This is a genomic window from Streptomyces sp. CNH287, from assembly GCF_000424825.1.
The window spans coordinates 356,687-382,328 of record NZ_AUKQ01000004.1; the positions used below are offsets into that span (position 1 = coordinate 356,687).

Genomic DNA, 25,642 nt, shown 5'->3' on the forward strand with positions numbered 1-25,642 from the left:
CCGAGCCCGGCCCCGTGCATGATGATCATACGACCGGGGCAGTCCGGTGGCGGTGGGAGATCGCAATCGCACGACGAGGAGGGCCCGGATGACGGACACGGCAGAGGGCAACACCGCGTACGGCAGGAAAGCGTTCAAGCGGTCCACGAGCCACTTCACCGACCGCGTCACGGCAGACGGCGCGGACGGCTGGCCCGTCGAGGCGGGCCGCTACCGGCTGGTCGTCAGCCTGGCCTGCCCGTGGGCGAGCCGGGCCCTGGTCTCCAGACGCCTGCTCGGACTCGAAGGAGCCCTCTCCCTCGCCGTCACCGACCCGATCCAGGACGACCGCAGCTGGCGGTTCACCCTCGACCCCGGCGGCCGGGACCCCGTCCTGGGCATCCGCTACCTGAGTGAGGCGTACGACGCGCGGGAGACGGGCTACCCCGGCGGGGTGAGCGTCCCGGCGATCGTCGACGTGCCCAGCGGGCTCCTGGTCACCAACGACTTCCAGCAGATCACCCTGGACCTGGCCACCGAGTGGACCGCCCTGCACCGGCCCGGCGCCCCCGACCTGTATCCCGAGCCGCTGCGGGACGAGATCGACGCCATCGCCGACGAGGTGTTCCGGGACCTCAACAACGGCGTGTACCGCGCCGGTTTCGCCACCGGCCAGGAGGAGTACGAGGGCGCCTACCGGGACGTCTTCCGCCGCCTGGACGCGCTCTCCGCCCGGCTGGCCGACCGCCGCTACCTGGTCGGGGACACCCTCACCGAGGCCGACATCCGGCTGTTCACCACGCTGGTGCGCTTCGACGCCGTCTATCACGGCCACTTCAAGTGCAACCGCCGCAAGCTCGCCGAGGACCCGGTGCTCTGGGCGTACGTACGCGACCTCTACCAGACCCCGGGATTCGGGGACACGGTCTCCTTCGACCACATCAAGCGGCACTACTACGCGGTGCATCGGGGGATCAATCCGACGGGGATCGTCCCCGTCGGGCCCGACCCCGCGGGCTGGCTGACACCGCATCACCGCGAGCAGCTCGGCGGGCGCCCCTTCGGCGACGGCACGCCCCCGGGCCCGCCCCCGCCCGAGGAGCGACTCGCGCCCCCCGCTCCGGCCTGACACCGAGCCCGCCGGTCCCGCCGAGCCCGCTGCTCCCACCGCTCCCGTCCGACACCGCGCCGGACGGCATTCTCCGCAGGGCCCGGACCCTTCTCGATACACCAGTGTATCCGATACGCTCATGTATCGAGATTCCGGGACCGGGAGGTGCACGATGCCGTCAGCAGCGACCGAGGAGGGCGCGCCCGCCGCAGGACCGCGCCGCGTCACGGCGCGGCGCGCCCGTACGCGGCAGCGGCTGCTGGACGCCGCGCTGGAGGTCTTCGCCGAGGAGGGCTTCGGCCGCTCCACCGTCGAGCAGGTCTGCGAGCGCGCCGGATACAGCCGGGGCGCGTTCTACTCCAACTTCTCCTCGCTGGACGAGATGTTCCTGAGCATGTGGGAGGACCGCTCGGCGCGCATGCTCGCCGACATCCGCACCGCCCTGGACGAGGTGCCCCAGGACCCGGAGAAGGCGCTGCGCGCCGCGCTCGCCGCGATACCCCTGGATGACGCGTGGTACCGGGTGACCGCGGAGTTCACCGCGCACGCGCTGCGCAACCCGCCGCTGCGGCGGGTGATGGCCGCGCGCGAGCAGTCCTTCCAGGAGGCGATCCTGCCGGTGGTCGTCGGCGCGCTCGCGCGTACCGGCCGCCGCGTCGGGGACCCCGCAGCCCTCGGGCACGCGCTCGTGGCCGCGCACGACGGCACGGCTGTCCAGGTGCTGCTGGAGCCGGGGGGCCGCGAGGCGCGCCGCCGCCGCGAGGAGCTGTTCCTGCACGTCCTGCACGCGTACAGCACACCGGTCGCGGTCGCGGACGAGGCGCCGTGACGGCCCCGGCGGGCGGCAGGACCGCGCTCGTGACGGGCGCCTCCTCGGGCATCGGCGCGGCGGTGGCCGCCGCGCTCGCCCGGCGCGGCTACCGCGTCCTGGGCACCAGCCGGGACCCGGCCTCGGTGGGCGCCCCGGTCCCCGGCGTGGAGTACCTCGCGCTCGACCTCGCCGACGAGGCGGGCATCGAGGCGTGCGCGCGTGCCGCCGGCCCGGTGGACATCCTGGTCAACAACGCCGGTGAGAGCCAGAGCGGCCCGATCGAGGAGCTGCCGATGGAGGCGGTCGGACGGCTCTTCCAGCTGAACGTCTTCGGTGCCGTGCGCCTCACCCAGCTGGTGCTGCCGGGCATGCGGGCCCGCGGCTACGGGCGGGTGGTGATGGTCGGTTCGATGCTGGCCAGCTTCCCGCTCGCCTACCGCTCCTCGTACGTGGCCTCCAAGGCGGCCGTCAAGGGCTTCGCGATCGCCGCGCGCCGCGAGGTCGCCCCCTACGGCGTCGGCGTCACCACGGTCGAGCCCGGCTCGATCAGCACCGGCATCAGCGAGCGGCGCACCCAGTACGTGGCGCCGGACTCCCCCTACCGGGGCGAGTACGACACCATGCTCGCCGCCCTGAACGCCAACGAGGCGCGGGGCGTCCCGGCGGAGCGGGTGGCGGGCACCGTGGTCCGGGCGATCGAGGCCGCCCGGCCGAAACCGCTGTACGCGGTGGGCAGCAACGCGCCGCTGGCCTTCGCGCTGCGCCGCCTCACCTCCCGTACCGCCGCCGAGCGCCTGGTCTCCCGCCGTCACGGTCTGCGCTGACCGCGCCCTCTCGCTGCGGGGCTCCGCCCGCGAGGCCGGACCGGTAGGCGAAGACGACCAGCTGGGCGCGGTCCCGCGCGCCCAGCTTCGTCTTGGCCCGCTGGATGTGGGTGCGTACGGTCAGCGGGCTGACGAACAGCTCCTCGGCGATCTCGGTGTTGGACTTCCCCTCTGCGGCCATGGCCGTCACCTCGCGTTCGCGGGCGGTGAGCGTAACCAGATCCGCGGCGAGTTGCGCGTCGGCGCCGTGCTCGGGGGTGGCCAGGAAGCGGGTGATGAGGGAGTGCGTGGCCGCGGGGGAGAGCAGCGCGTCCCCGGCGGCCACGGTGCGGATGCCCTCCAGGAGCGCGTCGGCGGAGACGTCCTTGCCCAGGAAGCCGCTCGCGCCGACGCGCAGCGCGCGGGCGACGTGCTCCTCGGTCTGGAAGGTGGTGAGGATCAGGACGCGGGTGCTCCGCAGCCCGGGGTCGGCGCAGATGGCGCTGGTGGCCGCGAGACCGTCGGTGCCGGGCATGCGGATGTCCATCAGGACGACGTCGGGGCGGTGGGCGCGCGCGAGTTCGACGGCCCGTCCGCCGTCCTCGGCCTCGTCCACCACCTCCATGTCCGCGCAGGAGTCGATCAGGATGCGGAAGGTCGCCCGCAGCAGGGTCTGGTCGTCGGCGAGTAGCACGCGGATGGTCATCAGGGCTCTTTCGGGGATCAGGAGTGGAGGGGCAGTTCGGCGGTGACCAGGAAGCCGCCCCCGGGGCGGGGGCCGGTACGGAGGCGGCCGCCGGCGGACCGGGCGCGCTCCCGCATGCCGACGATCCCGAATCCTCCGCCGGGGACCGGCGGGAGCGGGGAGGGGCCGCCGTCGTCGCTGACCGTGAGGGTCAGCCGGTCGTGGACGTAGGCGAGTCCGACGCGCGCCGTGCTGCCGGCGGCGTGCTTGGCGACGTTGGTGAGCGCCTCCTGCACGATCCGGAACGCGGTGAGGTCCACCCCGGGCGAGAGCGGCCGCTCCTCACCCTCGACGGTGACGGCGACCTGGAGTCCGGCCGACGCGAAGGCGGCGACCAGCTCGGGGAGCCGGGCGAGCCCGGGGGCCGGGTCCAGCGGCTCCTCGGGATCGTCCGGCCGGCGCAGGAGGCCGACGGTGGCCTGGAGTTCGCGCAGCGCGGCGGCGGTGGTGGTGCCCAGCTCGTCGAGGAGGCGCGCGGCCTCCTCGGGGCGTTCGCGGGCGAGGTGGGCGGCGGTGCCCGCCTGGGCGTGGGCCAGTGCCATGTGGTGGGCGACGACGTCGTGCAACTCGCGGGCGATGCGCACGCGTTCCTCGGCGACGCGCCGGCGGGCCTCCTCCTCGCGGGTGCGCTCGGCGTTTTCCGCACGGGTGTGTACGGCGTCCAGATACGCGCGCCGCGCCCGTACCGCCGACCCCTGGAGGACGGGCAGCAGCAGCCAGAAGGCGGGCGCGACCGCCCTGTCGGCCAGGGGCTGGTCCGGCTGGTCGAAGACCAGCGCCGTGAGGGCGATCAGGGCGGCGGCGGCGAGGTGGTGCGCGTACGCGGTCCGCTGCGGGAGGCGGACCGTCAGCTCGTAGAACGCGACGATCAGGGGGAGCAGCAGCAGCGCGGAGACCTCGTACCCCAGGCCGCTGGAGAGGACGGCGCAGGCGGCGGTGGCCGCGACGACGCCGCGCGGGTGGCGCCGCCGCCACGGCAGTGCGAGGCAGGCGGCGGTCGCCAGGGGCAGCCCGGGCCACCAGCCGGGTCCGCCTTGGTCGTACTGCTTGGCCGTCGCGACGTAGAGCAGCAGCACGAACGCCGCCTCGACGAGGCGGGGGTGGTGGTCGGCGTACCGTCGCCAGCTGGTGGACATGGCCTCCTCCGGTCGGGCATCCGGTCTCGTTCTGGACTCATGGTGGGTCACGCGGCGCCGCCCCGGCCAGGCGCGGGCCGCCCGCGCCCGGCCCGGGGCGGGCGGCCCGCCGCCGTCAGACGGGCACCCGGCCCGGCGGGCCGTCCTCGGCCGGGGCGGGGAGGGCGGCCCGCTCCCGTAGGGCCTCGCCCTCCACGTCGACGCGCGGCAGCAGCCGTTCCAGCGGGCGCGGCAGCCACCAGGCGGCCCTGCCGAGCAGGGCGAGGACGGCGGGTACGAACGCCATCCGGACCACGAGGGCGTCGAAGATGACGGCGACGGCCAGTCCGAAGCCGACCATCTTGACCATGGAATCGTCGGCGGTCATGAACCCGGCGAAGACGCCCACCATGATCAGCGCCGCCGCCACCACGATCGGGGCGCTGAGCCGGAAACCGGTCACCATCGCCTGCCCGGGCGGCTCCCCGTGGACGTACGCCTCACGCATCCGGGACACCAGGAAGACCTGGTAGTCCATGGCGAGGCCGAAGACGATGCCCACCAGGAAGATCGGCATCATGCTCATGATCGGCCCGGTCTGCTCGACGCCGAACAGCCCGGCCCCGTTGCCGTGCTGGAAGACGGTGACGACCGCGCCGAAGGAGGCGAGGACCGAGAGCAGATAGCCCACGGCGGCCTTGAGGGGCACCAGCACGGAGCGGAAGACCAGCATCAGCAGCAGGAAGGCCAGGCCGACCACGACCGACAGGTAGGGGACCAGCGCGTCCTGCATCTTCTGGGCGACGTCGATGTCGAGCGCGGTGGTGCCGGTCACCTCGAAGGTCGCGCCGGTGGCGGCCTCGATGGCGGGGCGTCCGCCGCGCAGGGTGTGGACGAGGTCCTTCGTCCGCTCGCTGGTGGGTGCGGTGGACGGGACGGCGGCGAGCACCGCGGTGTCCTCCGCCTCGTTGAAGCGGGCCGGGGAGACGGAGGCGACGCCCTCGGTGCCGGCGAGCTTCGCGGCGACCGCTTCCGTCGCGGCCCGGGTGTCGTCGGCTCCCCGCGCGTCCACGACGACGGTGAGAGGCCCGTTGAACCCCGGGCCGAAACCCTTGGCGAGGGCGTCGTAGGCGCGGCGCTCCGTGGTCGCGGTGGAACGGGCCTCGTCGCCGGGCATGCCCAGCCGCAGATCCGCCGCCGGCACGGCGAGCGCGCCCAGGCCCAGGACCGAGACGACCAGCACGAGCACCGGGCGGCGCAGCACGAACCGCGCCCAGCGCTCGCCCGCGCCGCCCGTCCGCCCCCGCTCCGCGGCCGGGACTGTCGCACCGCCGCGGCGGTCTCCCCGGCGGCCCCGGCCTCCCTTGCGGACCCGGCGCGCCAGGACCGCGTCCGGCCAGAACCCGAGCAGCGCGGGGACCAGCGTCAGCGCGATCAGTACACCCATGAGCACCGCACCCGCCGCGGTCAGCCCCATCTTGGTCAGCATCGGGACACCGACCACGGAGAGCCCGGCCAGCGCGATGACGACGGTCAGCCCGGCGAAGACCACCGCGGAGCCGGCGGTGCCCGCAGCCAGCCCGACGGCCTCGCGGGGGGCGTGCCCCCGGGCGCGCTCCTCGCGGTAGCGGGAGACCACGAACATGGAGTAGTCGATGCCGACCGCGATCCCCAGCATCATGGCCAGCTCGCCGTTGGTCGAGGACAGGCCGAGGACGCTGCCCAGCGCGATGATCGCGGAGACGCTGATGCCCACGCCGAGCAGGGCGGTCAGCAGCGGCAGCCCGGCGGCGGCCAGCGAGCCGAAGGTGATCAGCAGTACCACCGCGGCGATGCCGACGCCGATCACCTCACCCGTCCCGGCCGCCGACTCCGTCTCCAGCGCCGAACCGCCCGCCTCGACGGTCAGTCCCGCGTCCCGGGCCCTCTCGACGGCCCGCTCCAGCGCCCCGGTGGCGGCGTCGGTGAGATCTCCCTCCCGCACCTCGTAGGTGACGGCTGCGTACGCGGTGGACCCGTCCTCGCTCACCGCCCGCCCCTCGAACGGGCCCACCACCTCGGCCACCTGCGGCCCCTGGGCCACCTCGGCCACCAGGGCCTCGACGGCCGCGCGGTCGGGGCCGGAGGTGACCTTCCTCCCGTCCTCGGCGACGAAGACGATCCGGGCGTCCGCGCCGTCCGCCTCGGTCCCCGGGAACCGCTCGTTGATGAGGTCGAACGCCTCCTGGGACTCGATCCCCGGCATCGAGGACGAGTCGTCGGGAGGCTCTGCTGCGTGGAGGGCGGCGAAGACGGCGACGGCCGGCACCGCCACCCACAGCAGCGCTACGCGGCGGCGCCGCCTGAAGGCCCAGCGGCCCAGTCGGTACAAGAAGGTGGCCATGGAATGAGGTCTCCGTATCTGTTCCGGGGGACCTCACCAGCCTTTCCGGACGGGCCCGGGCCCGTCGTCCTCCGGGCCGAGCGACCCGGCTGCTCAATAACGAGTACGGGCTCGGCCGGGCCCTCGTCCCCCACGGGTAGGACGGGGCCGCCGCGGCGGGCCGGCTCACCCCGCGGGGGCGACGAGCACCTCCACGCCGCTGGCCTGGAGCGCGTCGAGGTCGTACGCCGGTATGCCGGCGTCGACGATGACGAGGTCGAACGCGGTGACGGGGGCGAGCTGATAGAGGCCGCGGCGCTGGAACTTGGTGTGGTCGGCCAGCAGGACCTTGCGGTCGCAGGCGTCCATCAGCGCCCGCTTGACGCCCACCGTCTCCTGCGACTGGTGGTAGCAGTGGCCGCGGGTGATGGCGGTCGTGGAGACGAACAGCGTGTCGGCGCGCAGGCTGTTGACCGCGTCGATGGTCCGTATGCCGAGGAACGCGTCGTAGGCCGGGTAGTACGCGCCGCCGAGTGAGATCAGCTCGATTCCCGGACTGCCGGCCAGGACCTGGATGACGGGTACGAAGTTGGTGATGACCGTCAGCGGCGCCCGCTGCGAGAGCAGTCCGGCGAGCGCGAGGCCGGTGGTGCTCTCGTCGACGATGAGGGACTGCCCGGGCTGGACGAGGGGGAGGGCGGCCCGGGCGAGCGCGCCCTTCTCCTCCGCCATGGCCTGGGTGCGGTGCCGGATGTCCCCGTGGAACGCGGTCGAGGGCTGCGCGGTCGCCCCGCCGCGCACCTTCCGCAGCCACCCCTTGCCCTGGAGATAGTCCAGATCGCGCCGGATCGTCATCGGTGTCACGCCCAGCTCGTCGGCGAGCCGTTCGATGCGCACGAAGCCCTCGTCGACCACCCGGCTCTTGATCCGCTCCCGCCGCTCGCGCGGTCCGCGACCGCCGCCGTCGGTGGCCGGATCTAGCTCTTCCTCCATGGACTCCCTCTGTTCCCTTTCTGTTAACAGAACATGTGCCGGGTGTGTCTTTTTGATCTCGCCCGTGGCTCGCCTCCCATCTGCGAGGAGCGTGCTACAGCTCGGTCCATGGCGCGCTCTTCGGGGAGCATGACACACCGATGTTCACCTGTGCCAGGTGAGTGAACAGCTCTGATGATTAATGAATCATGCTTCGGTGTTCACTTCTCGGAGTGTGTTGACACCTGCCGAACACGCGGGTTTCTTGTGCGGTACATCACAGCGGGCCGGCCGACGGCTGCGCGGTCCCGGATCAAGGAGCGGAACCATGAGAAAACTGGCCAGCGGTGTTCTCACCGGCATCCTCGCCGTGGGCGTTCTCACCGGATGCGCCGAGGAGCCGGATTCCGGGAACGCCAAGGAGGGCGGCGGCAACGGCAAGGGCAAGGTCGCGTTCCTGATGCCCGACCTCGCCTCGCCCCGCTACGAGCAGTACGACGCCCCGCTGTTCAAGAAGCGGATGGCCAAGCTGTGCGCGGACTGCAAGGTGATCTACCAGAACGCCGACAGCGACGCCTCGCTCCAGCAGCAGCAGGCCAACTCCGCGATCGCGCAGGGCGCCAAGGTGCTCGTGCTCGACCCGGTCGACTCGGCCGCGGCGGCCACGATCGTGCAGACCGCGCAGTCCCAGGGCGTCAAGGTGATCGCCTACGACCGTCCGATCCCCAAGAAGGCCGCCGACTTCTACGTGTCCTTCGACAACGAGGCGATCGGCGAGTCCATCGCCCAGTCGCTGGTCGACCACCTGAAGAAGACCAAGGCCAAGGGCGGGCTGCTCCTGGTCAACGGGTCGCCCACGGACGCCGCCGCCGCGCTGATCAAGAAGGGCATCCACAACGCCGTCGACGACAGCGGCTACAAGCGGCTCGCCGAGTACGACACCCCGGACTGGTCGCCGGAGAAGGCCCAGCAGTGGGTGAGCGGTCAGATCGCCCAGTACCGCGGCAAGATCGCCGGTGTGGTGGCGGCCAACGACGGCACCAGCGGCGGCGCGACCGCCGCGTTCAAGGCCGCGGACGTGCAGGTCCCGCCGATCACCGGCAACGACGCGGAACTGGCCGCGATCCAGCGAGTCATCGCGGGCGACCAGTACAACACCATCTCCAAGCCGATCAAGACCGTCGCCAACGCGGCGGCCGAGGTCGCCCACCAGCTGATGCAGGGCGAGAAGCCCAAGGCGGAGACCGAGCTGTTCGACACCCCGTCGCAGCTGTTCGAGCCGACCGTGGTGACCCAGGAGAACCTCAAGAAGGTCATCTTCGGGCCGGACGCGGTGGTCGAGGTCAAGGACGTGTGCACCAAGAAGTACGCCGCCGACTGCGAGCGCCTGGGCATCAAGTAGCGATCCGAAGTCTGAGGGCTGCGGACACCGAGAGAAGAGGGCCATGATGACAGGCACCGCGGTTACCGGTGCGGGCACGGACACCGTGTTGTCGCTGAGGGGAATCTGCAAGCGCTTCGGCGCGGTCGCCGCGCTGACCGATATCGACCTCGACGTCTCCGCCGGCGAGGTGGTGGCCATCGTCGGGGACAACGGCGCGGGCAAGTCGACGCTGGTGAAGGTCCTTTCGGGGGTCTACGCACCCGACGCGGGCCAGATCTTCCTGCACGGCAAGGAGGAGTCGCTCGGCTCCCCGGCACTCGCCCACGCGAGGGGCATCGCCACGGTCTTCCAGGACCTCGCCCTGTGCGAGAACCTCGACGTCAAGGCGAACCTGTTCCTGGGCCAGGAGCTGCGGCCCTGGATGCTGGACGAAGTCGCCATGGAGAAGCGCTCCTGGGAGCTGCTGCGCCAGCTGTCGGCCAAGATCCCCACCCTCAGCGTCCCGGTGGCCGCCCTCTCGGGCGGTCAGCGGCAGACGGTCGCCATCGCCCGGTCCCTCCTGAGCGATCCCAAGATCATCCTGCTGGACGAGCCGACGGCCGCGCTGGGCGTCGCGCAGACGGCCGAGGTCCTCAACCTGGTCGAGCGGCTCAAGCACAACGGGCTCGGCGTGGTCATGATCAGCCACAACATGGAGGACGTCCGCGCCGTCGCCGACCGCGTCGCGGTGCTGCGACTGGGCCGCAACAACGGCGTGTACGACGTCGGCGACGTCTCCTCCGAAGAGATCATCGCCGCCATCACCGGCGCCACCGACAACGTGGTCTCGCGGCGCGTCGCACGCCGCGCGGCCTCCCCTCGGGCAGAGAAGGAAGTGCAGTGACCTCCACCGACACCGCGGTGGCAGCGGCCACCGACCAGCAGGACGAGCGTCTCGTGACGCCGCAGGGCATCGCCGACAGCGTCCGGGCCTCGATCCGCCGCGTGCGGGACGGAGACCTGGGCATGCTGCCCGTCGTCGCCGGCATCGTGGTGATCTGGACGATCTTCCAGTCGCTGAACCAGACGTTCCTCTCCAGCACCAACCTGGTGAACCTGACCTTCGACATGGTCCCGGTGGGCGTCCTCGCGCTGGGCGTGGTGTGCGCCCTGCTGGTCGGCCAGATCGACCTGTCCATCGGCTCGGTCAGCGGCGTCTCGGCCGCTATCACGGCCGTCGTCATGGTCAAGCACGAGCAGTCGATGTGGCTGGCCCTGCTCGCCGCCATCGCCGCCGGCTGCCTGATCGGCTGGCTCTACGGACAGGTGCTCAACCGCTTCGGCGTGCCCAGCTTCGTGGTCACCCTGGGCGGACTGCTGGCCTTCCTCGGCGTCCAGCTGTGGCTGCTGCGCGGCCAGAACGCGATCAACCTGCCCTACGACTCCCAGCTGGTGAAGTTCGCACAGCTGTGGTTCGTCCCCGGCTGGCTCTCCTACGCCCTGGCGGTGGCGGCGGCGGGCGGCTTCCTGGCCAACGGCTGGGTACGCGCCCGTACTCGCCGCGGCGCCGGGCTCTCGTCCTCCTCGCTGCAGTGGCTGCTCATGCAGTCCTCGCTGCTGCTGGCCGGACTGCTGCTCACGGTCTTCTACCTCAACCGCACCCGCGGCGTCGCCTGGATGTTCGTCTTCTTCGTCGCGCTGGTGCTGGTGATGCACTACCTCTTCACGCGCACGAAGTTCGGCCGCTCGCTCTACGCGGTCGGCGGCAACGCCGAGGCGTCCCGCAGGGCCGGCATCAACGTGCGGCGCGTCTACACCTCGGCGTTCGTGATGTGCTCCGCGCTGGCCGCGCTCGGCGGCATCCTCGCCGCCTCCCGGCTGGCCGCGGCGAACCAGAGCACGGGCACCGGGGACGTCAACCTCAACGCCATCGCCGCGGCGGTGATCGGCGGTACCAGCCTCTTCGGCGGGCGCGGCTCGGCCTTCGCCGCGCTGCTCGGCGTGCTGGTCATCCAGTCGATCTCCAGCGGGCTGACGCTGCTCAACCTCGACTCCTCCTACCGGTTCATGATCACCGGTGCGGTGCTGCTCATCGCGGTGGGCCTGGACTCCGTCGCCCGGCGCTCGCGCCAGGCGCACGGGCGGGGGTGACGCGCATGACCGCCATCGCCATCGATGCGGGCACCACCACCATCAAGGCCGTCGGCTACGGCGACGACGGGACGGAGCTTGCCGTCAGCCGCCGGCCGACCCAGGTGCGGCGGCCGAACCCCGGATGGGCCGAGCAGGACATGGCGGAGGTCTGGACCGCGGTCGCCGCCGCCGTACGCGAGGTCGCCGACGCGCTGCCCCGGCCACCCGGCATGGTCGCGGTCACCGCCCAGGGCGACGGCGCCTGGCTGGTCGACGGCCAGGGCCGCCCCACCGGACCGGCCGTGCTGTGGAACGACGGACGCGCCACCGCCCAGATCGCCGCCTGGGAGCGCGAGGGGGTCGCGCAGGAGGCGTTCGGGATCTGCGGGTCGCGGATCTCCACCGGGATGCCCAACGCCGTGCTGGCCTGGCTGGGCGAGCACGACCCGGACCGGATGGCCCGCTCGAGCCACCTGCTGACCTGCGGCGGCTGGGTCCACCTCAAGCTGACGGGGCAGCCCGCCGTCGACGAGTCGGACGCCTCCGCGCCGTTCCTGGACCTGCGCCGCCGCGAGTGGTCCGACCGGCTCTTCCCGCTCTACGGACTGGAGTGGGCCCGGCGGCTCCTGCCCGAACTGCGCGACGACGACCACCGCGTCAGCACGCTCAGCGCCTCGGCGGCGGCCGAGACCGGACTGCCCGCGGGCGTCCCGGTGGTGCTGGCCCCCTACGACATCTGCGCCACCGCCATCGGCGCCGGCGCGGTCAACACCGGCCAGGCCGCCTGCATCCTGGGCACCACGCTGGCCACGGAGGTCGTCACGGACACCGTGGTCACCGACGAGCGGGTGGGCATCACCGTCACGCTCGGCGTCCCCGGCCGCTACCTGCGCGCCTTCCCGACCATGAGCGGCGGCGACGTACTCGACTGGGGGAGGGGGATGCTCGGGCTGGCCTCCGTCTCCGAGCTGATGAGCCTGGCGGCGCGGGGCAGCCGGAACACCGCCGGAGTGCGGTTCGTCCCCTACCTCTCGCCGGCCGGCGAGCGGGCCCCCTTCTTCGACCCCGCCGCGCGCGGCTCGCTGACCGGCCTCTCCCTGGAGGCCGGCCGCGAGGACGTGGCCCGGGCGCTGGTGGAGGGCGTCACCATGACCATCCGCGACTGCCTGGCCGCGGCCCCCGGCGCCCCCGGCACCCTGGCGCTCTGCGGCGGCGGCACCCGGAGCGACTTCTGGATGCGGCTGATCGCCGACGTGACCGGCCTTCCGGTGACGATCCCCGCCGACACGGAGGTCGGCGCGCGCGGCGCCTGGCTGACCGGCCTGGTCGCCACCGGCCAGGAACCCGACTTCGTCTCCGCCGCCGCCCGGCACGTGGCGGTCGCCGCCACCCACCGGCCCGATCCGGCGGCGTTCGAGGGCTTCAGCGAGCGGTACGCCGACTTCCTGCGCCTGCGGGAGCTGAACCGGCCCCTGTGGCGAGAGGGCCAGACGCCCACGCACGACGGAGCCGGCGCGTGAGGGCCCTCTCCGGGGACGCCTGGCTGGGCGTCGACCTGGGCACGCAGGGCGTCCGCGTGGTCGTCGCCACGGCCGACGGCACCGTGCTGGGCACCGGCTCGGCCCCGCTGACCAGCAGCCGCACGGGCGACCACCACGAGCAGGACCCCGAGGAGTGGTGGCGCGCGGTGTGCACGGCCATCGGCCAGGCCCGTACGGCGGGCGCCGACCTGCGCCGCGTCCAAGGGGTGGCCGTGGACGCCACCTCCGGCACCATCACCCTGCTGGACCGCCGCGGCGCGGCCATGACCCCCGCGCTGATGTACGACGACGGGCGCGCCGGTACGGAGGCGGAAGAGGTCAACGCCGCCGGGGAGCGGCAGTGGGCCAGGGCCGGATACCAGCGGATGCAGCGGTCCTGGGCGCTGCCCAAGCTGCGCTGGCTGCTCAAACGGTTCCCCCGCGCGGCCCAGGACGGCTGGCGGCTGGCGCACCAGAACGACGTCGTCAACCGCAGGCTCGCGGGCCGCCAGGTGGCCGCCGACACCAGCAACGCCCTCAAGACCGGCGCCGACGCCGCGCGGGTGAGCTGGCCCGAGGAAGTGCTCGAGGCGCTGGAGATCCCGCGCGCGATGCTGCCCGAGCTGGTGCTGCCCGGCACGGTCATCGGCCAGGTCTGCGCCGCTGCGGCGGCCGAGACCGGCCTCGCCGAGGGCACCGCCATCGTCGCCGGGATGACCGACGGCTGCGCGGCCCAACTGGCCTCCGGCGCGACCTCTGTCGGCAGCTGGAACTCCGTGATGGGCACCACCCTGGTACTCAAGGGAGTCACCGAGGACCTCGTCCACGACCCGCACGGAGTCGTCTACTCGCACCGCTCGCCCTCCGGCCACTGGCTGCCCGGCGGCGCCTCCAGCGTCGGCGCCGGCCTGGTCGCCCGGGAGTTCGCCGACGCCGACCTGGACGTGCTCACCCAGGAGGCCGCGGCACTGCTGCCCACCGGCCTCCTGCGCTACCCGCTGGTCTCCCCGGGCGAGCGCTTCCCCTTCCTCGCCCCCGGCGCACGCGCGTTCGGCAGCCGTGAACCCGCCGGCCGGGCCGAGTCCTTCGCCGCGCTCATGCAGGGCGCCGCGTACGTCGAACGGCTCTGCTTCGACTACGTGGACCAGCTCGGCGCCCCGACCGGCGGCGCGGTCGTGCTCACCGGCGGAGCCACCCGCAACCACCTGTGGAACCAGCTGCGGGCCGACGTGCTGCAACGCCCGGTGACCCTGCCGCGCCACGCGCAGCCCGCCCTCGGCATGGCGGTGCTGGCCGCGTCGAGCCGTACCCCGCTGGACGCCGTGGCCGCCGCCATGGTGCGGCTCGACCGGACCCTCGAACCACGCGGCGCGCACCGAGCCGCGCACGAGGAGGGCTACCTCCGGCTGCTCGACCTGCTTGTCCAACGCGGCTGGCTCCCCGGCGTCGTCGCGGCCCACGCACGAGAGAGGACGGCGCTATGAGCCTCCATGTCATCTTCGTCCGGCACGGGGAGACGGTGTGGCACGCCGAGAACCGGTATGCCGGCAGCTCCGACATCGCGCTCACCGAACGCGGCCGCCGCCAGGCACACGCGCTCGCGGACTGGGCCGAGAAGGCGGACCTGACCGCCGTCTGGGCCTCCCCGCTGACCCGTTCGCAGGAGACGGCGCACGACAGCGCGGAGCGCGCCGGACTGCCCGTGAACGTGGACCCGCGCCTGCGCGAACTCGACTTCGGCATCGCCGAGGGCCTCACCCGCGCGGAGATGCGGGAGCGCTTCCCCGAACAGCTCGCCGCCTTCAAGGCCGACCCGGTGGCGAACCACCTCCCCAGCGGGGAGCACCCCCGCGACGCCAGCGACCGCTACCGCGAGTTCCTCGCCGACCTCCAGGCCGAGCACCGCGAGGGCCGCGTCCTGGTGGTGGCGCACACCACCGCCATCCGGCTCGCGCTGTGCCGCATGCTGGGCCTGCCGCTGCGCGAGTACCGCCGGATCTTCCCGTTCCTGGACAACTGCGCGCTCAACGAACTCATCTTGCGTGACAGCGGGCCCTCGCTGCTCACCCTGAACCGACCCGTGACCCCAGGAGCCTTCAGGTGACCACCATCCTGACCGCCGGTGACCACTTCGTCCTCAACTCCCTGCTGACCGAACGGCTCCGGCCGGTGGCACCGGAGGCGGCCTTCCGTGAACTGACCCTGCCCTGGCCTCTCGAGCCGTTCGGCGACGTGGCCGAGGTACGGGAGGCGTCCGGCACCGAGGACCAGCTCATCGAGGCGCTGCACGGCGTGGACGTCTGCGTCACCCAGATGGCGCCGCTGACCGAGCGCGTCCTGAAGGCCAGCCCGGACCTGCGCCTGTTCTGCGTGAGCCGGGGCGGCCCCGTCAACGCCAACCTCCAGGCCGCCACCCGGCACGGCGTCGCCGTCTCCTTCGCCCCCGGCCGCAACGCCACCGCCACCGCCGAGCACACGGTCGCCCTCATGACGGCCGCGGCCCGCCGCGTCCCCGCCACCCACGCGGACCTCGCCGCGAGCACCTGGCGGGGCGACTACTACATGTTCGAGAAGGTCGGTCCCGAACTCCAGGGCAGCACGGTCGGCATCGTCGGATACGGCGCCATCGGCTCGCGCGTCGCCCGCATCCTCCGCGGCTTCGGCGCGCACGTGCTCGTGGCCGACCCCTTCGTGCGGGCCGAGGACGCGGCACCGGCCGAGGTCACCGACCTGGCCGACCTCATGCGGCGCTCCCAGTTCGTCACCGTCCACGCCCGCGCGACGCCGGAGACCGAGGGCCTCATCTCCCGGCAGCTGATCGGCCTGATGCCCGCGGGCGGCGTACTGGTCAACTGCGCCCGCGGATCGCTCGTCGACTACGACGCCGTGTGCGACGCCCTGGACTCGGGGCAGCTCTTCGGCGCGGCCTTCGACGTCTTCCCGCAGGAGCCGCTCCCCGCCGGCTCGCGGCTGCTGACCACGCCCCACCTCGTCATGACGCCGCACCTGGCCGGGGCCAGCAAGCAGACCGCGCACAACGCCGCCGCCATCGTGGCCTCGGAGGCGGCCAGGTTCCTGGCGGGCGAGCCCCTCGTGCACTGCGCGAATCCCGAGGTGCTGACGGCCTCCGGCTGAACGCGCGGCGGTGCCCGCCTCCGTGTGGGGGAGGCGGGCACCGCGCGGCGGCGGGCGCTGGGCCGGCCGTCAGCCGCCCGCGGAGCTGGTCTGCCGCGGAGAGGGGGCCGCAGGCTCCGGCACCACCGCGAGCGCCGGAACCGCCGCGGGACCGCCTTCACTGAGGCCGAAGCGCCGGTGCAGCTTCCGCAGCGGGCCGGGCGCGTACCAGGCCGAGCGCCCCAGCAGGCGCATCGCGGCGGGTACGAGGACACCGCGTACGGCGACGGCGTCGATGAGGATGGCCAGACCGCTGCCCAGGCCGAACATCTGCATGAAGCTGACCTTGGACGTCCCGAAGGCGAAGAAGCTCACCGCCAGCAGCAGCGCCGCCGCGCTGACGATGCGCCCCGTGTGCCCCAGGCCGTTGACCACCGCGCTCTCGTTGTCCTCGCCCTGATCGTGGAGTTCCTTGATGCGGCTGGTGACGAAGACCTCGTAGTCCATCGAGAGGCCGAAGGCGATGCAGAACATCAGCACCGTCATCGCCGTCTCCATCGGCTGCGGGGTGAAGCCCAGCACGGAGGCGAGGTTGCCGTCCTGGAAGATCCAGGTCATCACGCCGAGGGCCGCGCCCAGGCTGATCAGGTTGAGGACCAGCGCGCGCAGCGGCTGGAGGAGGCTGCCGGTGAACAGGAAGAGGAGGAGGAAGGTGCTGAGGGCCACCAGGGTCACCGCGAGCGGCAGCCGGCCGGCGATGGAGTCCTTGGAGTCGATCAGTTCGGCGTCGGTGCCGCCCACCAGGGGGCGCGACCCCTGCGGCGGCTCGGTCGCCCGTACCTCCTTGACCAGATCCTGCGCCGCACCCGACTTCGGCGCCAGGGTGCTCACCACGGTGATCCGCTGGGCGTCGGGACGGCCGAGTGCGGCCTGGCCGGGCGCGGTGGACTCGCCGTCGAGATACGTACCGGTGGCCGACTCGACGCGGACGACGCCCTCCAGGCGGGAGAGATCGGCGGCGTAGGCGCCCAGCGCCGCCCCGTCCACGCCCTCCTGGGTCACGACGTGGATCGCCGCGTCGTCGTTCCCGTCGAAGTTCTCCCGCAGCGCCGTCGCCACCTCGCGGCTCTCGGCGTCCTTCGGCAGCACCCGCTCGTCCGGCGTGCCGAAGCTGATGCCCAGCAGCGGGCTCGCGGCCAGCACCAGCACCGCCAGGACCGGCAGCGCGGTGAGCGCGGGCCGCCGCATCACCACGCGGGCCAGCCGCCCCCACACGGGAGCGCGGGTGCCGGCGCGCCCCGCCGTCCTCGCCCACGGCATCCGCCCCTTGTTGACCCGGTGCCCCAGCACGGCGAGCAGGGCGGGCATCACGAACAGCGTGCTCACGGCGGCGATGACGACGACCCCGACGCCCGCGTAGGCGAACGAGCGCAGGAAGTACTGGGGGAAGACCAGGAGCGCGGCGAGTGCGACGGCCACGGTGGCGGCGGAGAAGGCGACCGTACGGCCCGCGGTGCGCACGGTGTGCCGGACGGCGTCCTCCACCTCCGCCCCGCCGGCGAGTTGCTCCCGGAACCGGCTGATCATCAGCAGCGCGTAGTCGATGCCCAGCCCGAGTCCCAGGGCGGTGGTGAGGTTGGTCGCGAAGATGGAGACATCGGTGACGCCGCCCAGCAGGGCGAGTTCGGCGAACGTGCCCGCGATCGCGACCGTGCCGATGACCAGCGGCAGCAGGGCGGCCACCACGCTCCCGAAGACGATCAGGAGCAGTATCAGGGTCAGTGGCACGGCGATCATCTCGGCCAGCAGGAGGTCCTTGGGCACCTGTGTGGACAGGTCGGCGCCCACGGCGATGCCGCCTCCGGCGGTGACGGCGAGCTTGCCCCCGTAGGTGCCGGTGTAGGTGTCGAGGATGCTCTCCGCGTTCTTCGCCCGTTCGGTCTCGTCGCCCTCGACGTGGGCGAGCACCATGGCCTCGCGGCCGTCCTCGGAGCGCAGGGCGGGGCTGTCGGTGCCCCAGTACGAGACCACGTTCTCCAGGTGCGCCTCTTTCTCGAGGTCGGCCACCAGCGCCCGGCCCGCCCGTTCGGCCGAGGGGGCGTCGACGCGGCCCTGGGGCGCGCGGACCAGGAGGATCAGGTTCGTCTCGCCGCCGAACTTCTCCTCGATGAGCTGCTCGGCCCTGGTGGACTGGGCGTTCGGGTCGTCGGTGCCGCCCTCCACCAGCTTGCCGAACGCGCCGGCGCCCACCACTCCCATGACCACGAAGGCCACGGTGGCGATCACGAGTACCAGCCGGGACCGGCGAATTGCCAGTTCGGCGATGCGTTCAAACACGCATAATCTCCTTCGGATTCCCACGGTGAAAAGGCATAGCTGAAAAGGCGTGGGCCACTTGACGGCCAGGCCAGGCAGCGGGGGCGCAAGCCGTGCGTCCGTGCCGGACGCCGCGAAGACGACGCGGGCCGGGACCCGGGAGCGCGGTGTCGCACTCCTCGTCGCCGCTGTCGACGTTAGCGAGGAGCAACAGGGTTTGGCAGTGTGAGAATTTCTTCACAGGGTGCACATCGCGCCGGTGGACGCCGTACGGTCGCTGCATGTCCCCAGCCGAACCCGAAGCGCCCGTCCCCACACTGCGCCAGCGGCGCCGGGCCGCCGCCGCCCGCGAGATCCTCACCGCCGCCGAGCACCACATCACCGAACACGGGCCCGCCGCCCTGTCCCTGCGCGCGGTCGCCCGGAGCCTGGGCATGACCGTGCAGGCGCTCTACCATTACTTCCCGAGCCGGGACGACCTCGTCACCGCGCTCGTCACCAAGACCTACGACGACCTCGCCGCCGCCGTGCGGGCCGCCGCCGACTCCGCGGCGGACCACCCGGGCGTGCCGGGCCTGGTGGTCGCCGCCGAGGGCTACCGCGGCTGGGGCATCGCACACCCCGAGCTGTTCCAACTCCTCTACGGCGCACCGCTGCGGCACTACGAGGCGCCCGTCGGAGGCTCCACCACCCAGGCGGTCCGCCGGATGGCCGCGATCTTCCAGCGGGAGATGTTCCGCGGGTTCACCCCGGCGCAGCTGGCCGCGGCCGAGACCTCCGCGCTCTCGCCTCCGCTGCGGACCTACCTGGAGGCCCTGCCGCGAGACGGCCTCGGAGACCTGCCGCCGCCCGCCGTGACCCTCTTCCTGGGCGCCTGGGGGCACATGCACGGCCTCGTCGTCCTGGAGGTGTTCGGGCACACCGCGTTCCTCGGCGCCCACCGGGCCGAGATCTTCCGCATGGCCATGCGGAACATGCTCGCGGACATCCACCGCCGGATTCCGAACGGGTCCGGAGCCGCCCCGGAAGCCGGACCCGCGCCCCCGTCCGCGCCCCCTCTGCTCTGAGCTGCCGTGAGGTCCGCGACTCCGGAGAGCCCCGCGGCGGCCGCGGGTGCTCCGTTTCGGCGCGCCCCAAGCGTCGTCACCCCGCCCTCCCGGTCCGGCCCGTCAGCTCGCGCCGAGGCAGAGCAGGGACCCGCCGCTCCGTCAGCCGTGCGCACCGAGTGGGCTGATCGTGGGCGGTGCGGGTAAGTTTCGGTGCGAGGCCGATCAGGAGCTCGGTGGTGCATCGCAACAAGGGGGCGGGATGGAGGAGTTGGCCGCGGAAGATCCGCGGCAGGTCGGGGCGTACACGCTGCGCAGGCGGCTGGGTGAGGGCGGGATGGGACGGGTCTTTTTGGGCCGTTCTCCCTCCGGCCGGGCGGTGGCGGTCAAGACCGTACATCCGCACCTGGCCCGCCAGGCCGGGTTCCGGCGCCGGTTCGGCCAGGAGGTCGCGGCCATCCGGGCCGTCGGCGGCGCCTTCACCGCGCCGATCGTCGCCGCCGAGGCCGACGGGGACCCGCCCTGGCTGGCGACCGTGTACGTGCCCGGGCCTGATCTCGCCGAGGCGGTGGCCAAGGCGGGCCCGCTGCCACTGGCCTCGCTGTGGCCGCTGGCCGCCGGGCTGACCGAGGCGTTGCAGGACATCCATACCGCCCAGGTGCTGCACCGGGACGTCAAGCCGTCGAACGTGCTGCTGGCCGCCGACGGGCCCCGGCTCATCGACTTCGGTATCGCGCGTGCCCTGGACGGCACCGCGCTGACCACCACGGGCATGGTCATGGGCACCCCCGGCTTCATGTCGCCCGAGCAGGTCGACGGCGCCGAACAGGGGCCCGGAAGCGATGTGTTCGCGCTCGGCGCCGTCCTGACCTTCGCGGCCACCGGGCGGGGGCCGTTCGGAGAGGGGGCACCGCTGGCCCTGCTGCACCGCATCGTGCACGGCGCGCCCGACATCGACGCCGTGCCCGAGAGCCTGCGGGACGTGGTCGCCGCCTGCCTGTCCAAGGACCCGGCCGACCGGCCGACGCCCACCGCACTGCTGCAGACCATCGCCTCGCTGTGGAGCCCGCCGGACAAGTGGCCGGCCACCACGCTCTGGCCGCACGCGATCACGCTCCTGCTGCCGCAGCACGCGCCACCGGGCCCCGGCGCCCCGCAGGCCGACAAGAGCACGGTCACCGAACCGTCCACCTCCCGTCCGCAGGAGCCGACCCGCCGCTACACCGAGGCCGCGCACACGGCGACGAGCGTCGGCCCGCTGGCCGCGGCCCGGTTGATGGAGCAACTCGCCGCGGACCAGTCCCGGACCCTGGGGCCGGACCACCCCGACACGCTCAGGAGCAGCCACGACCACGCCATCTATCTCGGTCAGGCCGGGGAGCACGCGGAGGCCGCCCGGGTGATGGGGCAGGTGGCCGCAGCCCGGGTGCGGGTGCTGGGTCCGGACGACGTGCAGACGCTGTCCAGCCGTCACCATCACTCCTGGAATCTGGGTCAGGCCGGTCAGCATGCGGAGGCTGCCCGCCTGATGGAGCAGGTCGCTGCGGATCGGGCGCGGGTGCTGGGTCCGGATGACCCGTCGACGTTCTACAGCCGTCATTCCCACGCCTGGGATCTGGGGCATGCGGGGGAGCATGCGGAGGCCGCCCGCCTGATGGAGGCGCTTGCCGTGGACCGGGTGCGGGTGCTGGGTCCGGACGACCCGCAGACCCTCTCCAGCCGTCATTCCCACGCCTGGAACCTCAGCCATGCCGGGGGCCATGCGCAGGCCGCCCGCCTGATGGAGGTGCTCGCCGCCGACCAGGCCCGGACCCTGGGGCCGGATCACCCGGACGTGCTCAACAGCCGCCACGACCACGCCGTCTACCTCGGTCACGCCGGGGAGCACGCGGAGGCCGCCCGGTTCATGGAGCAGGTGGCCGCCGACCGGCTGCGGGTCCTGGGCCCCGACGCCCCGCAGACCATCTCCAGCCGTCACCATCACTCCTGGAATCTGGGTCAGGCCGGTCAGCATGCGGAGGCTGCCCGCCTGATGGAGCAGGTCGCTGCGGATCGGGCGCGGGTGCTGGGTCCGGATGACCCGTCGACGTTCTACAGCCGTCATTCCCACGCCTGGGATCTGGGGCATGCGGGGGAGCATGCGGAGGCCGCCCGCCTGATGGAGGTGCTCGCCGCCGACCGGGTGCGGGTGCTGGGTCCGGACGACCCGCAGACCCTCTCCAGCCGGCACTCCCACGCCTGGAACCTCGGCCAGGCCGGTCAGCACGCGGAAGCGGCCCGGCTGATGGAGCGGCTCGCCGCCGACATGACGCGGGTGCTGGGTCCGGACGACTCGCAGACCATCCGGTGCCGTCGCAACCACGCCTGGAACCTCGCGCGGATCACCCGTTCCTGACGGCCCCCGCCCGGCCGGTCCCCGCGCCGCGAAGTCGGCGCCGCGAGGGACCGGCCGTGCGGGCCGTCGGCGGGGCATCGGGGCAGCGTGCGGCTGACGGCGGATGCGCGGCGCTGCCCGCTCGCTGTCCCGGGCGGCCGGCGGCCGGTGATCGCGTAGGTGCCGTTCGGGTGGTCAGGCCCCTTCGCGGTGGGCACGGCGATGAGTTTCGGCAGCGCGCCGGGTCTGTCCGGTGCGACGGTCTCCGAAGCCCCCGGCGTCCGTACGGACACCCACCGCCCCACCGCACGCGAGGAGAGCGACATGAGTGCTACCTACACCTTCGACGTCTTTTCCAGCCTTGACGGCTACGGTGCCGCCGGCGGGGACTGGACCGGCTACTGGGGCAAGCAGGGCCCCGAACTGCTCGAGCACCGTCACTCGCTGTACGGACCGGAGCAGCGGATGGTCTTCGGTGCCCGCACGTACCGCATGTTCGCGCAGATGCTGGCCGCGAGCACCGAGGAGTCCGACGTACGTGACCCGTGGGTCACCCGGATGAGGAGCCTGCCGGCGACGGTGGTGTCGACGACGCTGGAGGGTCCCCTCGACTGGCCGGACGCGACAGTGCTGAGCGGTGACGCCGTCGACGTCGTCGCCCGGCTCAAGGAGGAGTCCGCGGTGCCGTTGCGCTCGCACGGCAGTCTGTCGATGAACCGGGCGCTGCTGGCCGCCGGCCTGGTCGACCGCCTCCAGGTGACGCTCTTCCCCGCCCTCACCGGCCGGACCGGGCTGGACCCGATCTTCCAGGGTGCGGCGGACTTCGACCTGGAACTGCTCGAGAGCCGGACTCTCGACGGCCGTATCCAGGAGCTGATCTACCGGCCCACCCTCCACTGACCTCTCCCGGGAGGCGCCGATTCCGCCGCCGACTCCGGTGCCGAGCGCGGTGCCGAGCGCGGTGCCGAGGGGCCGGGAGGCCCGGCCGCACCGGGGGTCCACCCCGCCACCTCCACCGGCGGGGTGTGGGTTCCTCCACAGTCTTTCCTCCCGGCCCCCTCTTTGACCTGGGCCTCGATCCGCTGATAATCCATGAAGCCCCCGACGCTCGCCAGGCGTCGAGAGCTTCGACGGTCTTCCCCCAGGCGCTGGACCAGGGACCGGCGAAACCCACCCATTCCGCTCCGCTAGCACGACCGGCCTCACGGTGTCCACCCTGATCGCCCGTTCTTCCCCGGAAAGGCATGCGTCTAGTCGAAGCATGCGCTGCTACCGAAAACTAACAAATCGGCTGAAAATTGACATCTATAACTTCACGAATATCTGCACAAGTGCACCGCATATCTGCCGTGTGCCGTCAGCCGCAGGCGATGTTGTGGGTCACGGCGGGTGTGGCGACTCTCGGGTTCTTCATCGCGATGGAGATCGCTGCGCATCACTACGGTCTGCCGGGGCCGGTCGCCACTCAGGCACGAGAGGTGATATTCACCCCGAAATCAGGGCCGCTGCTGTACGCCAGCATGGCGTTGATGATGGTGGTGCTCCCCTGGCGGCAGCGGATCATCGGAACCGCCGCCGCGATCAGCATCGATATCGCCTACCTGCCCGTGCGGTGGGCGGTCGACGCGAAGATGTACTTCGGCAACGGTGCGCTGTGGGTGATCCTGGCCTTCGCGGTCATCGCCGTCACGCGCCGCACCGGCCGGGAACGCATCCTGCTCCTGAAGGGCGTCGGGCTGGGCCTGGTGCTGGTGGCCGGCCGCAAGACCGGCGAGACCTGGCTGCTCATCACTTCGACGACCCGTACCACGGTGCTCGACCAGTACGTGGCGACCGCCGATCACGCGCTGGGTGATCCGTCGTGGGTGGCGGGTCGGATCGTCAGGGCCACCGGCCCGATCGGTACCGGCATCCTCGACTGGGTCTACGTGCAGCTCGCGTTGGCGGCGGTCATCGTCGCGGCGTATCAGATGCGCCGTGTGGCGGACGAGGGCCGGTTCCCGAGTCATCATCTGGTGCGCACCTTCCTGGTGATCGGCCTTCTCGGGCCGGCCATCTACATGATCTTCCCGGTGGTCGGACCGATCTACGCCTACGGCGCCGACGGCGGCCCCTGGGCGGTGGCCAACCTGTGGCCGGACACGCCGCCGCCGATCGAGACGCCGCAGTGGATGCCACACGACGAGATCACCCCGCGCAACTGCATGCCGAGCCTGCACACGGCATGGGCTGTCGTGATCTTCATTCATTCCCGCAGGGGCCCGCGCATGCTGCAACTCCTGGGCACGCTCTGGCTGATCGCCACACTCGGCGCGACGCTGGGATTCGGTTACCACTACGGCGTGGACATCATTGCCGGAGTGGTGTTCGCTGTCACGATCGAGGCGGCGCTGCGTGCGTTCGACCGCGGCTGGGACCGGTCGGGAATCCAGCTGGTCGCCTATGGCACCACCGTCTTCGCCGTGTTCCTGGTCTCCTACCGCTATCTGCCGATGGAGATGGCCACGTATCCGTGGGTGTTCGGCCCGCTGTTCCTCCTGGCGACTGCCTCGGTGGTTCACCTCTACGTGCGCACCACCAGGTCGTGGGAACCGAAGCCCGCACCGGTGCCGCCGACGCAACGGGAACCGCAGCCCGAGCTGGTCTGAGGCGCGCTTGCGTCAGGTCGTCCCACCGGCCCCACCGGCCCGGCCGGGCCGGTGGGCTCCGGGGCCCTGCGCCCGAACCACCGGACGAGGAGAGGGGATGCCGTCATGGGGCAACGCTCACGCGAGTCTATCTACGGGAATTACGCCGATGCGTGCACAGCGAATCTCGACCGCGTCCGGCAGTCGTACCTCGAGGTCGCGCTGACGGCCGACATGGACGAGGCCGAGACCGCGCAATCGCTCGCCGACACCCTCGCCTCCTGGCGCGCCCCCGCCGAGGGGCTCGCTCCGCTGGAATCCGCCGTGGTTGCCGAGGGGCCGGAGGCGGTGGCCGCCCGCGCCCTCGCAGCAACCAGGGCGTTGGAGCGTTTCGGAGTCGTCGTGCTGCGGGCGATCACGGCGCGTCCCGCAGAGCGGGAGGACCACATACTGTTGGCCAAGGAAGCCTACGGGCCAGCGTACAGAGCGTACATCGACTTTCTCTACGACGCCGCCGAGTGCCTGGGGGAAGCTGACTTCTTGCGGACCAGGTCGTAAGGGGAAGCGATGGTACGGGGAACCACAAAGGACTCGCCATGGCACAAGGGGAAACTTTCGCCAGTTGGGGGCGGTAAAGCATGGGGATCTCGACAGGACGAGAAGTCTTCGGCGATGCCGATACGGCCCTCCACTGGGTTCGTGATGCCGACCTGCCGCAGCTTGACAGGCAGAACTTCAATCGATTCATCAAGCGATTCCCTTCACTTTCTTTCGCGAGGGACACCGAGGCTTCCTTGGCGCAAGTGGAATCCGGGTACGGCCTCGTGTTGCCGCCGCATATTCAACGCTCCAGGCTCGCCCTCTCCTTTACCCACTCGCCGCTTCTGGCACTGTTCGACGGATTCGACTACGAGTGCGGCGCGTCCGACCTGGAGGGCGACATCTGGTACAGCATCGGCCTGGGTAACGCTGGGGATGAGCTGCTTGCCGAACTTGTGGAACACGCACACGGCTATGTGATCGGGGGGTCGCACGGTTCGGAAGACTCCTACCTGTTCGTCGACACCAGACATACGGAGGACGAGCGCATCTTTGAGTGCGACGGGTATATCTTCGCGGACGCCGTCGCCGACGGAGATCCGGTGGAAGAGGTCATCGCGCCGGCATTCGCCTCGTACTCAAGCATGCTCGGCCACATTGTCGCCCTGCGTACGTGGGCGGGCGAGGTCACCACGGCGCGCCAAAGATGAT

The 25,642-nt window shown here is 72.2% G+C and carries 21 protein-coding genes; 16 read left to right on the forward strand and 5 right to left on the reverse strand.

What is annotated here, in order from left to right; genetic code table 11:
- Positions 1-88 precede the first annotated feature (88 nt).
- The 3 genes from H299_RS0104555 to H299_RS0104565 all read left to right on the forward strand — a co-directional run bounded on the left by H299_RS0104555 (position 89) and on the right by H299_RS0104565 (position 2,725).
- Positions 89-1,108: a glutathione S-transferase C-terminal domain-containing protein gene (locus H299_RS0104555; protein WP_027747447.1), complete on the forward strand. Its 1,020-nt coding sequence runs from the start codon at positions 89-91 to the stop codon at positions 1,106-1,108.
- 154 nt (positions 1,109-1,262) lie between these two features.
- Positions 1,263-1,919 carry a TetR/AcrR family transcriptional regulator gene (locus tag H299_RS0104560; RefSeq protein ID WP_027747448.1) on the forward strand — a complete coding sequence of 219 codons (657 nt, stop codon included), beginning with the start codon at positions 1,263-1,265 and terminating at the stop codon, positions 1,917-1,919.
- A complete protein-coding gene (locus H299_RS0104565) occupies positions 1,916-2,725 on the forward strand; it encodes an SDR family oxidoreductase (protein WP_027747449.1) in 810 nt (269 codons plus the stop codon). Before H299_RS0104560 ends, H299_RS0104565 begins: the two co-directional genes overlap by 4 nt.
- Here the strand turns inward: H299_RS0104565 and H299_RS32155 are convergent.
- The 4 genes from H299_RS32155 to H299_RS0104595 all read right to left on the reverse strand — a co-directional run bounded on the left by H299_RS32155 (position 2,670) and on the right by H299_RS0104595 (position 7,919).
- Positions 2,670-3,410 carry a response regulator transcription factor gene (locus H299_RS32155; protein WP_078512461.1) on the reverse strand — a complete coding sequence of 247 codons (741 nt, stop codon included), beginning with the start codon at positions 3,408-3,410 and terminating at the stop codon, positions 2,670-2,672. The genes H299_RS0104565 and H299_RS32155 overlap by 56 nt on opposite strands.
- A gap of 17 nt (positions 3,411-3,427) precedes the next feature.
- On the reverse strand, positions 3,428-4,585 hold the full coding sequence (locus tag H299_RS0104585; RefSeq protein ID WP_027747451.1) for a sensor histidine kinase: 1,158 nt from the start codon (positions 4,583-4,585) through the stop codon (positions 3,428-3,430).
- Positions 4,586-4,700: 115 nt separating this feature from the next.
- Positions 4,701-6,947, reverse strand: a complete 2,247-nt coding sequence (locus H299_RS0104590; RefSeq protein ID WP_027747452.1) for an MMPL family transporter — start codon at positions 6,945-6,947, stop codon at positions 4,701-4,703.
- Positions 6,948-7,112: 165 nt separating this feature from the next.
- The gene (locus H299_RS0104595; protein WP_078512462.1) at positions 7,113-7,919 is read right to left on the reverse strand and encodes a DeoR/GlpR family DNA-binding transcription regulator; all 807 of its coding nucleotides are present in this window, start codon (positions 7,917-7,919) and stop codon (positions 7,113-7,115) included.
- Positions 7,920-8,226: 307 nt separating this feature from the next.
- Here H299_RS0104595 and H299_RS0104600 point away from each other — a divergent pair, with 307 nt between their 5' ends.
- Genes H299_RS0104600 through H299_RS0104630 form a run of 7 tightly spaced genes read left to right on the forward strand, consistent with a single transcriptional unit; the run spans position 8,227 to position 16,049 of the window.
- On the forward strand, positions 8,227-9,300 hold the full coding sequence (locus H299_RS0104600) for an ABC transporter substrate-binding protein (protein WP_027747454.1): 1,074 nt from the start codon (positions 8,227-8,229) through the stop codon (positions 9,298-9,300).
- A gap of 43 nt (positions 9,301-9,343) precedes the next feature.
- On the forward strand, positions 9,344-10,165 hold the full coding sequence (locus H299_RS0104605) for an ATP-binding cassette domain-containing protein (protein WP_199782391.1): 822 nt from the start codon (positions 9,344-9,346) through the stop codon (positions 10,163-10,165).
- Entirely contained in the window at positions 10,162-11,412 is a 1,251-nt protein-coding gene (locus tag H299_RS0104610) for an ABC transporter permease subunit (RefSeq protein ID WP_027747456.1), read from the forward strand. The genes H299_RS0104605 and H299_RS0104610 overlap by 4 nt, the downstream gene beginning before the upstream one ends.
- 5 nt (positions 11,413-11,417) lie before the next feature.
- Positions 11,418-12,914, forward strand: coding sequence for an FGGY-family carbohydrate kinase (locus H299_RS0104615; RefSeq protein WP_027747457.1), 1,497 nt, complete (start codon positions 11,418-11,420; stop codon positions 12,912-12,914).
- The gene (locus tag H299_RS0104620) at positions 12,911-14,398 is read left to right on the forward strand and encodes an FGGY family carbohydrate kinase (RefSeq protein ID WP_027747458.1); all 1,488 of its coding nucleotides are present in this window, start codon (positions 12,911-12,913) and stop codon (positions 14,396-14,398) included. The genes H299_RS0104615 and H299_RS0104620 overlap by 4 nt, the downstream gene beginning before the upstream one ends.
- Positions 14,395-15,018 (forward strand): histidine phosphatase family protein, encoded by a 624-nt coding sequence (locus H299_RS0104625; RefSeq protein ID WP_027747459.1) that lies wholly within the window; start codon positions 14,395-14,397, stop codon positions 15,016-15,018. The genes H299_RS0104620 and H299_RS0104625 overlap by 4 nt, the downstream gene beginning before the upstream one ends.
- Positions 15,015-16,049 carry a 2-hydroxyacid dehydrogenase gene (locus tag H299_RS0104630; RefSeq protein ID WP_027747460.1) on the forward strand — a complete coding sequence of 345 codons (1,035 nt, stop codon included), beginning with the start codon at positions 15,015-15,017 and terminating at the stop codon, positions 16,047-16,049. The genes H299_RS0104625 and H299_RS0104630 overlap by 4 nt, the downstream gene beginning before the upstream one ends.
- Positions 16,050-16,118: 69 nt before the next feature.
- Here the strand turns inward: H299_RS0104630 and H299_RS0104635 are convergent, their stop codons facing one another.
- Complete coding sequence (locus H299_RS0104635; RefSeq protein WP_027747461.1) at positions 16,119-18,365, reverse strand: MMPL family transporter; 2,247 nt, start codon at positions 18,363-18,365, stop codon at positions 16,119-16,121.
- Positions 18,366-18,625: 260 nt separating this feature from the next.
- Between H299_RS0104635 and H299_RS32160 the strand changes: the two genes are divergently transcribed.
- The 6 genes from H299_RS32160 to H299_RS0104665 all read left to right on the forward strand — a co-directional run bounded on the left by H299_RS32160 (position 18,626) and on the right by H299_RS0104665 (position 25,641).
- Positions 18,626-19,411, forward strand: coding sequence for a TetR/AcrR family transcriptional regulator (locus H299_RS32160; RefSeq protein ID WP_037757708.1), 786 nt, complete (start codon positions 18,626-18,628; stop codon positions 19,409-19,411).
- 241 nt (positions 19,412-19,652) lie between these two features.
- Entirely contained in the window at positions 19,653-21,785 is a 2,133-nt protein-coding gene (locus tag H299_RS37340) for a tetratricopeptide repeat protein (protein ID WP_078512463.1), read from the forward strand.
- A gap of 303 nt (positions 21,786-22,088) precedes the next feature.
- Entirely contained in the window at positions 22,089-22,664 is a 576-nt protein-coding gene (locus H299_RS0104650; RefSeq protein WP_027747462.1) for a dihydrofolate reductase family protein, read from the forward strand.
- Positions 22,665-23,134: 470 nt separating this feature from the next.
- Entirely contained in the window at positions 23,135-24,412 is a 1,278-nt protein-coding gene (locus H299_RS0104655; RefSeq protein WP_037757711.1) for a phosphatase PAP2 family protein, read from the forward strand.
- Positions 24,413-24,517: 105 nt separating this feature from the next.
- A complete protein-coding gene (locus H299_RS0104660) occupies positions 24,518-24,949 on the forward strand; it encodes a hypothetical protein (RefSeq protein ID WP_027747464.1) in 432 nt (143 codons plus the stop codon).
- A gap of 80 nt (positions 24,950-25,029) precedes the next feature.
- Complete coding sequence (locus tag H299_RS0104665) at positions 25,030-25,641, forward strand: hypothetical protein (protein ID WP_027747465.1); 612 nt, start codon at positions 25,030-25,032, stop codon at positions 25,639-25,641.
- Position 25,642 lies beyond the last annotated feature (1 nt).

Coding starts and splice junctions, on each gene's coding strand:
- H299_RS0104555 (WP_027747447.1), top strand. CDS start 89: ATGACGGACACGGCAGAGGGCAACACCGCGTACGGCAGGAAAGCGTTC.
- H299_RS0104560 (WP_027747448.1), top strand. CDS start 1,263: ATGCCGTCAGCAGCGACCGAGGAGGGCGCGCCCGCCGCAGGACCGCGC.
- H299_RS32155 (WP_078512461.1), bottom strand. CDS start 3,410: ATGACCATCCGCGTGCTACTCGCCGACGACCAGACCCTGCTGCGGGCG.
- H299_RS0104585 (WP_027747451.1), bottom strand. CDS start 4,585: ATGTCCACCAGCTGGCGACGGTACGCCGACCACCACCCCCGCCTCGTC.
- H299_RS0104590 (WP_027747452.1), bottom strand. CDS start 6,947: ATGGCCACCTTCTTGTACCGACTGGGCCGCTGGGCCTTCAGGCGGCGC.
- H299_RS0104595 (WP_078512462.1), bottom strand. CDS start 7,919: ATGGAGGAAGAGCTAGATCCGGCCACCGACGGCGGCGGTCGCGGACCG.
- H299_RS0104600 (WP_027747454.1), top strand. CDS start 8,227: ATGAGAAAACTGGCCAGCGGTGTTCTCACCGGCATCCTCGCCGTGGGC.
- H299_RS0104605 (WP_199782391.1), top strand. CDS start 9,344: ATGATGACAGGCACCGCGGTTACCGGTGCGGGCACGGACACCGTGTTG.
- H299_RS0104615 (WP_027747457.1), top strand. CDS start 11,418: ATGACCGCCATCGCCATCGATGCGGGCACCACCACCATCAAGGCCGTC.
- H299_RS0104625 (WP_027747459.1), top strand. CDS start 14,395: ATGAGCCTCCATGTCATCTTCGTCCGGCACGGGGAGACGGTGTGGCAC.
- H299_RS32160 (WP_037757708.1), top strand. CDS start 18,626: ATGTCCCCAGCCGAACCCGAAGCGCCCGTCCCCACACTGCGCCAGCGG.
- H299_RS37340 (WP_078512463.1), top strand. CDS start 19,653: ATGGAGGAGTTGGCCGCGGAAGATCCGCGGCAGGTCGGGGCGTACACG.
- H299_RS0104650 (WP_027747462.1), top strand. CDS start 22,089: ATGAGTGCTACCTACACCTTCGACGTCTTTTCCAGCCTTGACGGCTAC.
- H299_RS0104655 (WP_037757711.1), top strand. CDS start 23,135: ATGTTGTGGGTCACGGCGGGTGTGGCGACTCTCGGGTTCTTCATCGCG.
- H299_RS0104660 (WP_027747464.1), top strand. CDS start 24,518: ATGGGGCAACGCTCACGCGAGTCTATCTACGGGAATTACGCCGATGCG.
- H299_RS0104665 (WP_027747465.1), top strand. CDS start 25,030: ATGGGGATCTCGACAGGACGAGAAGTCTTCGGCGATGCCGATACGGCC.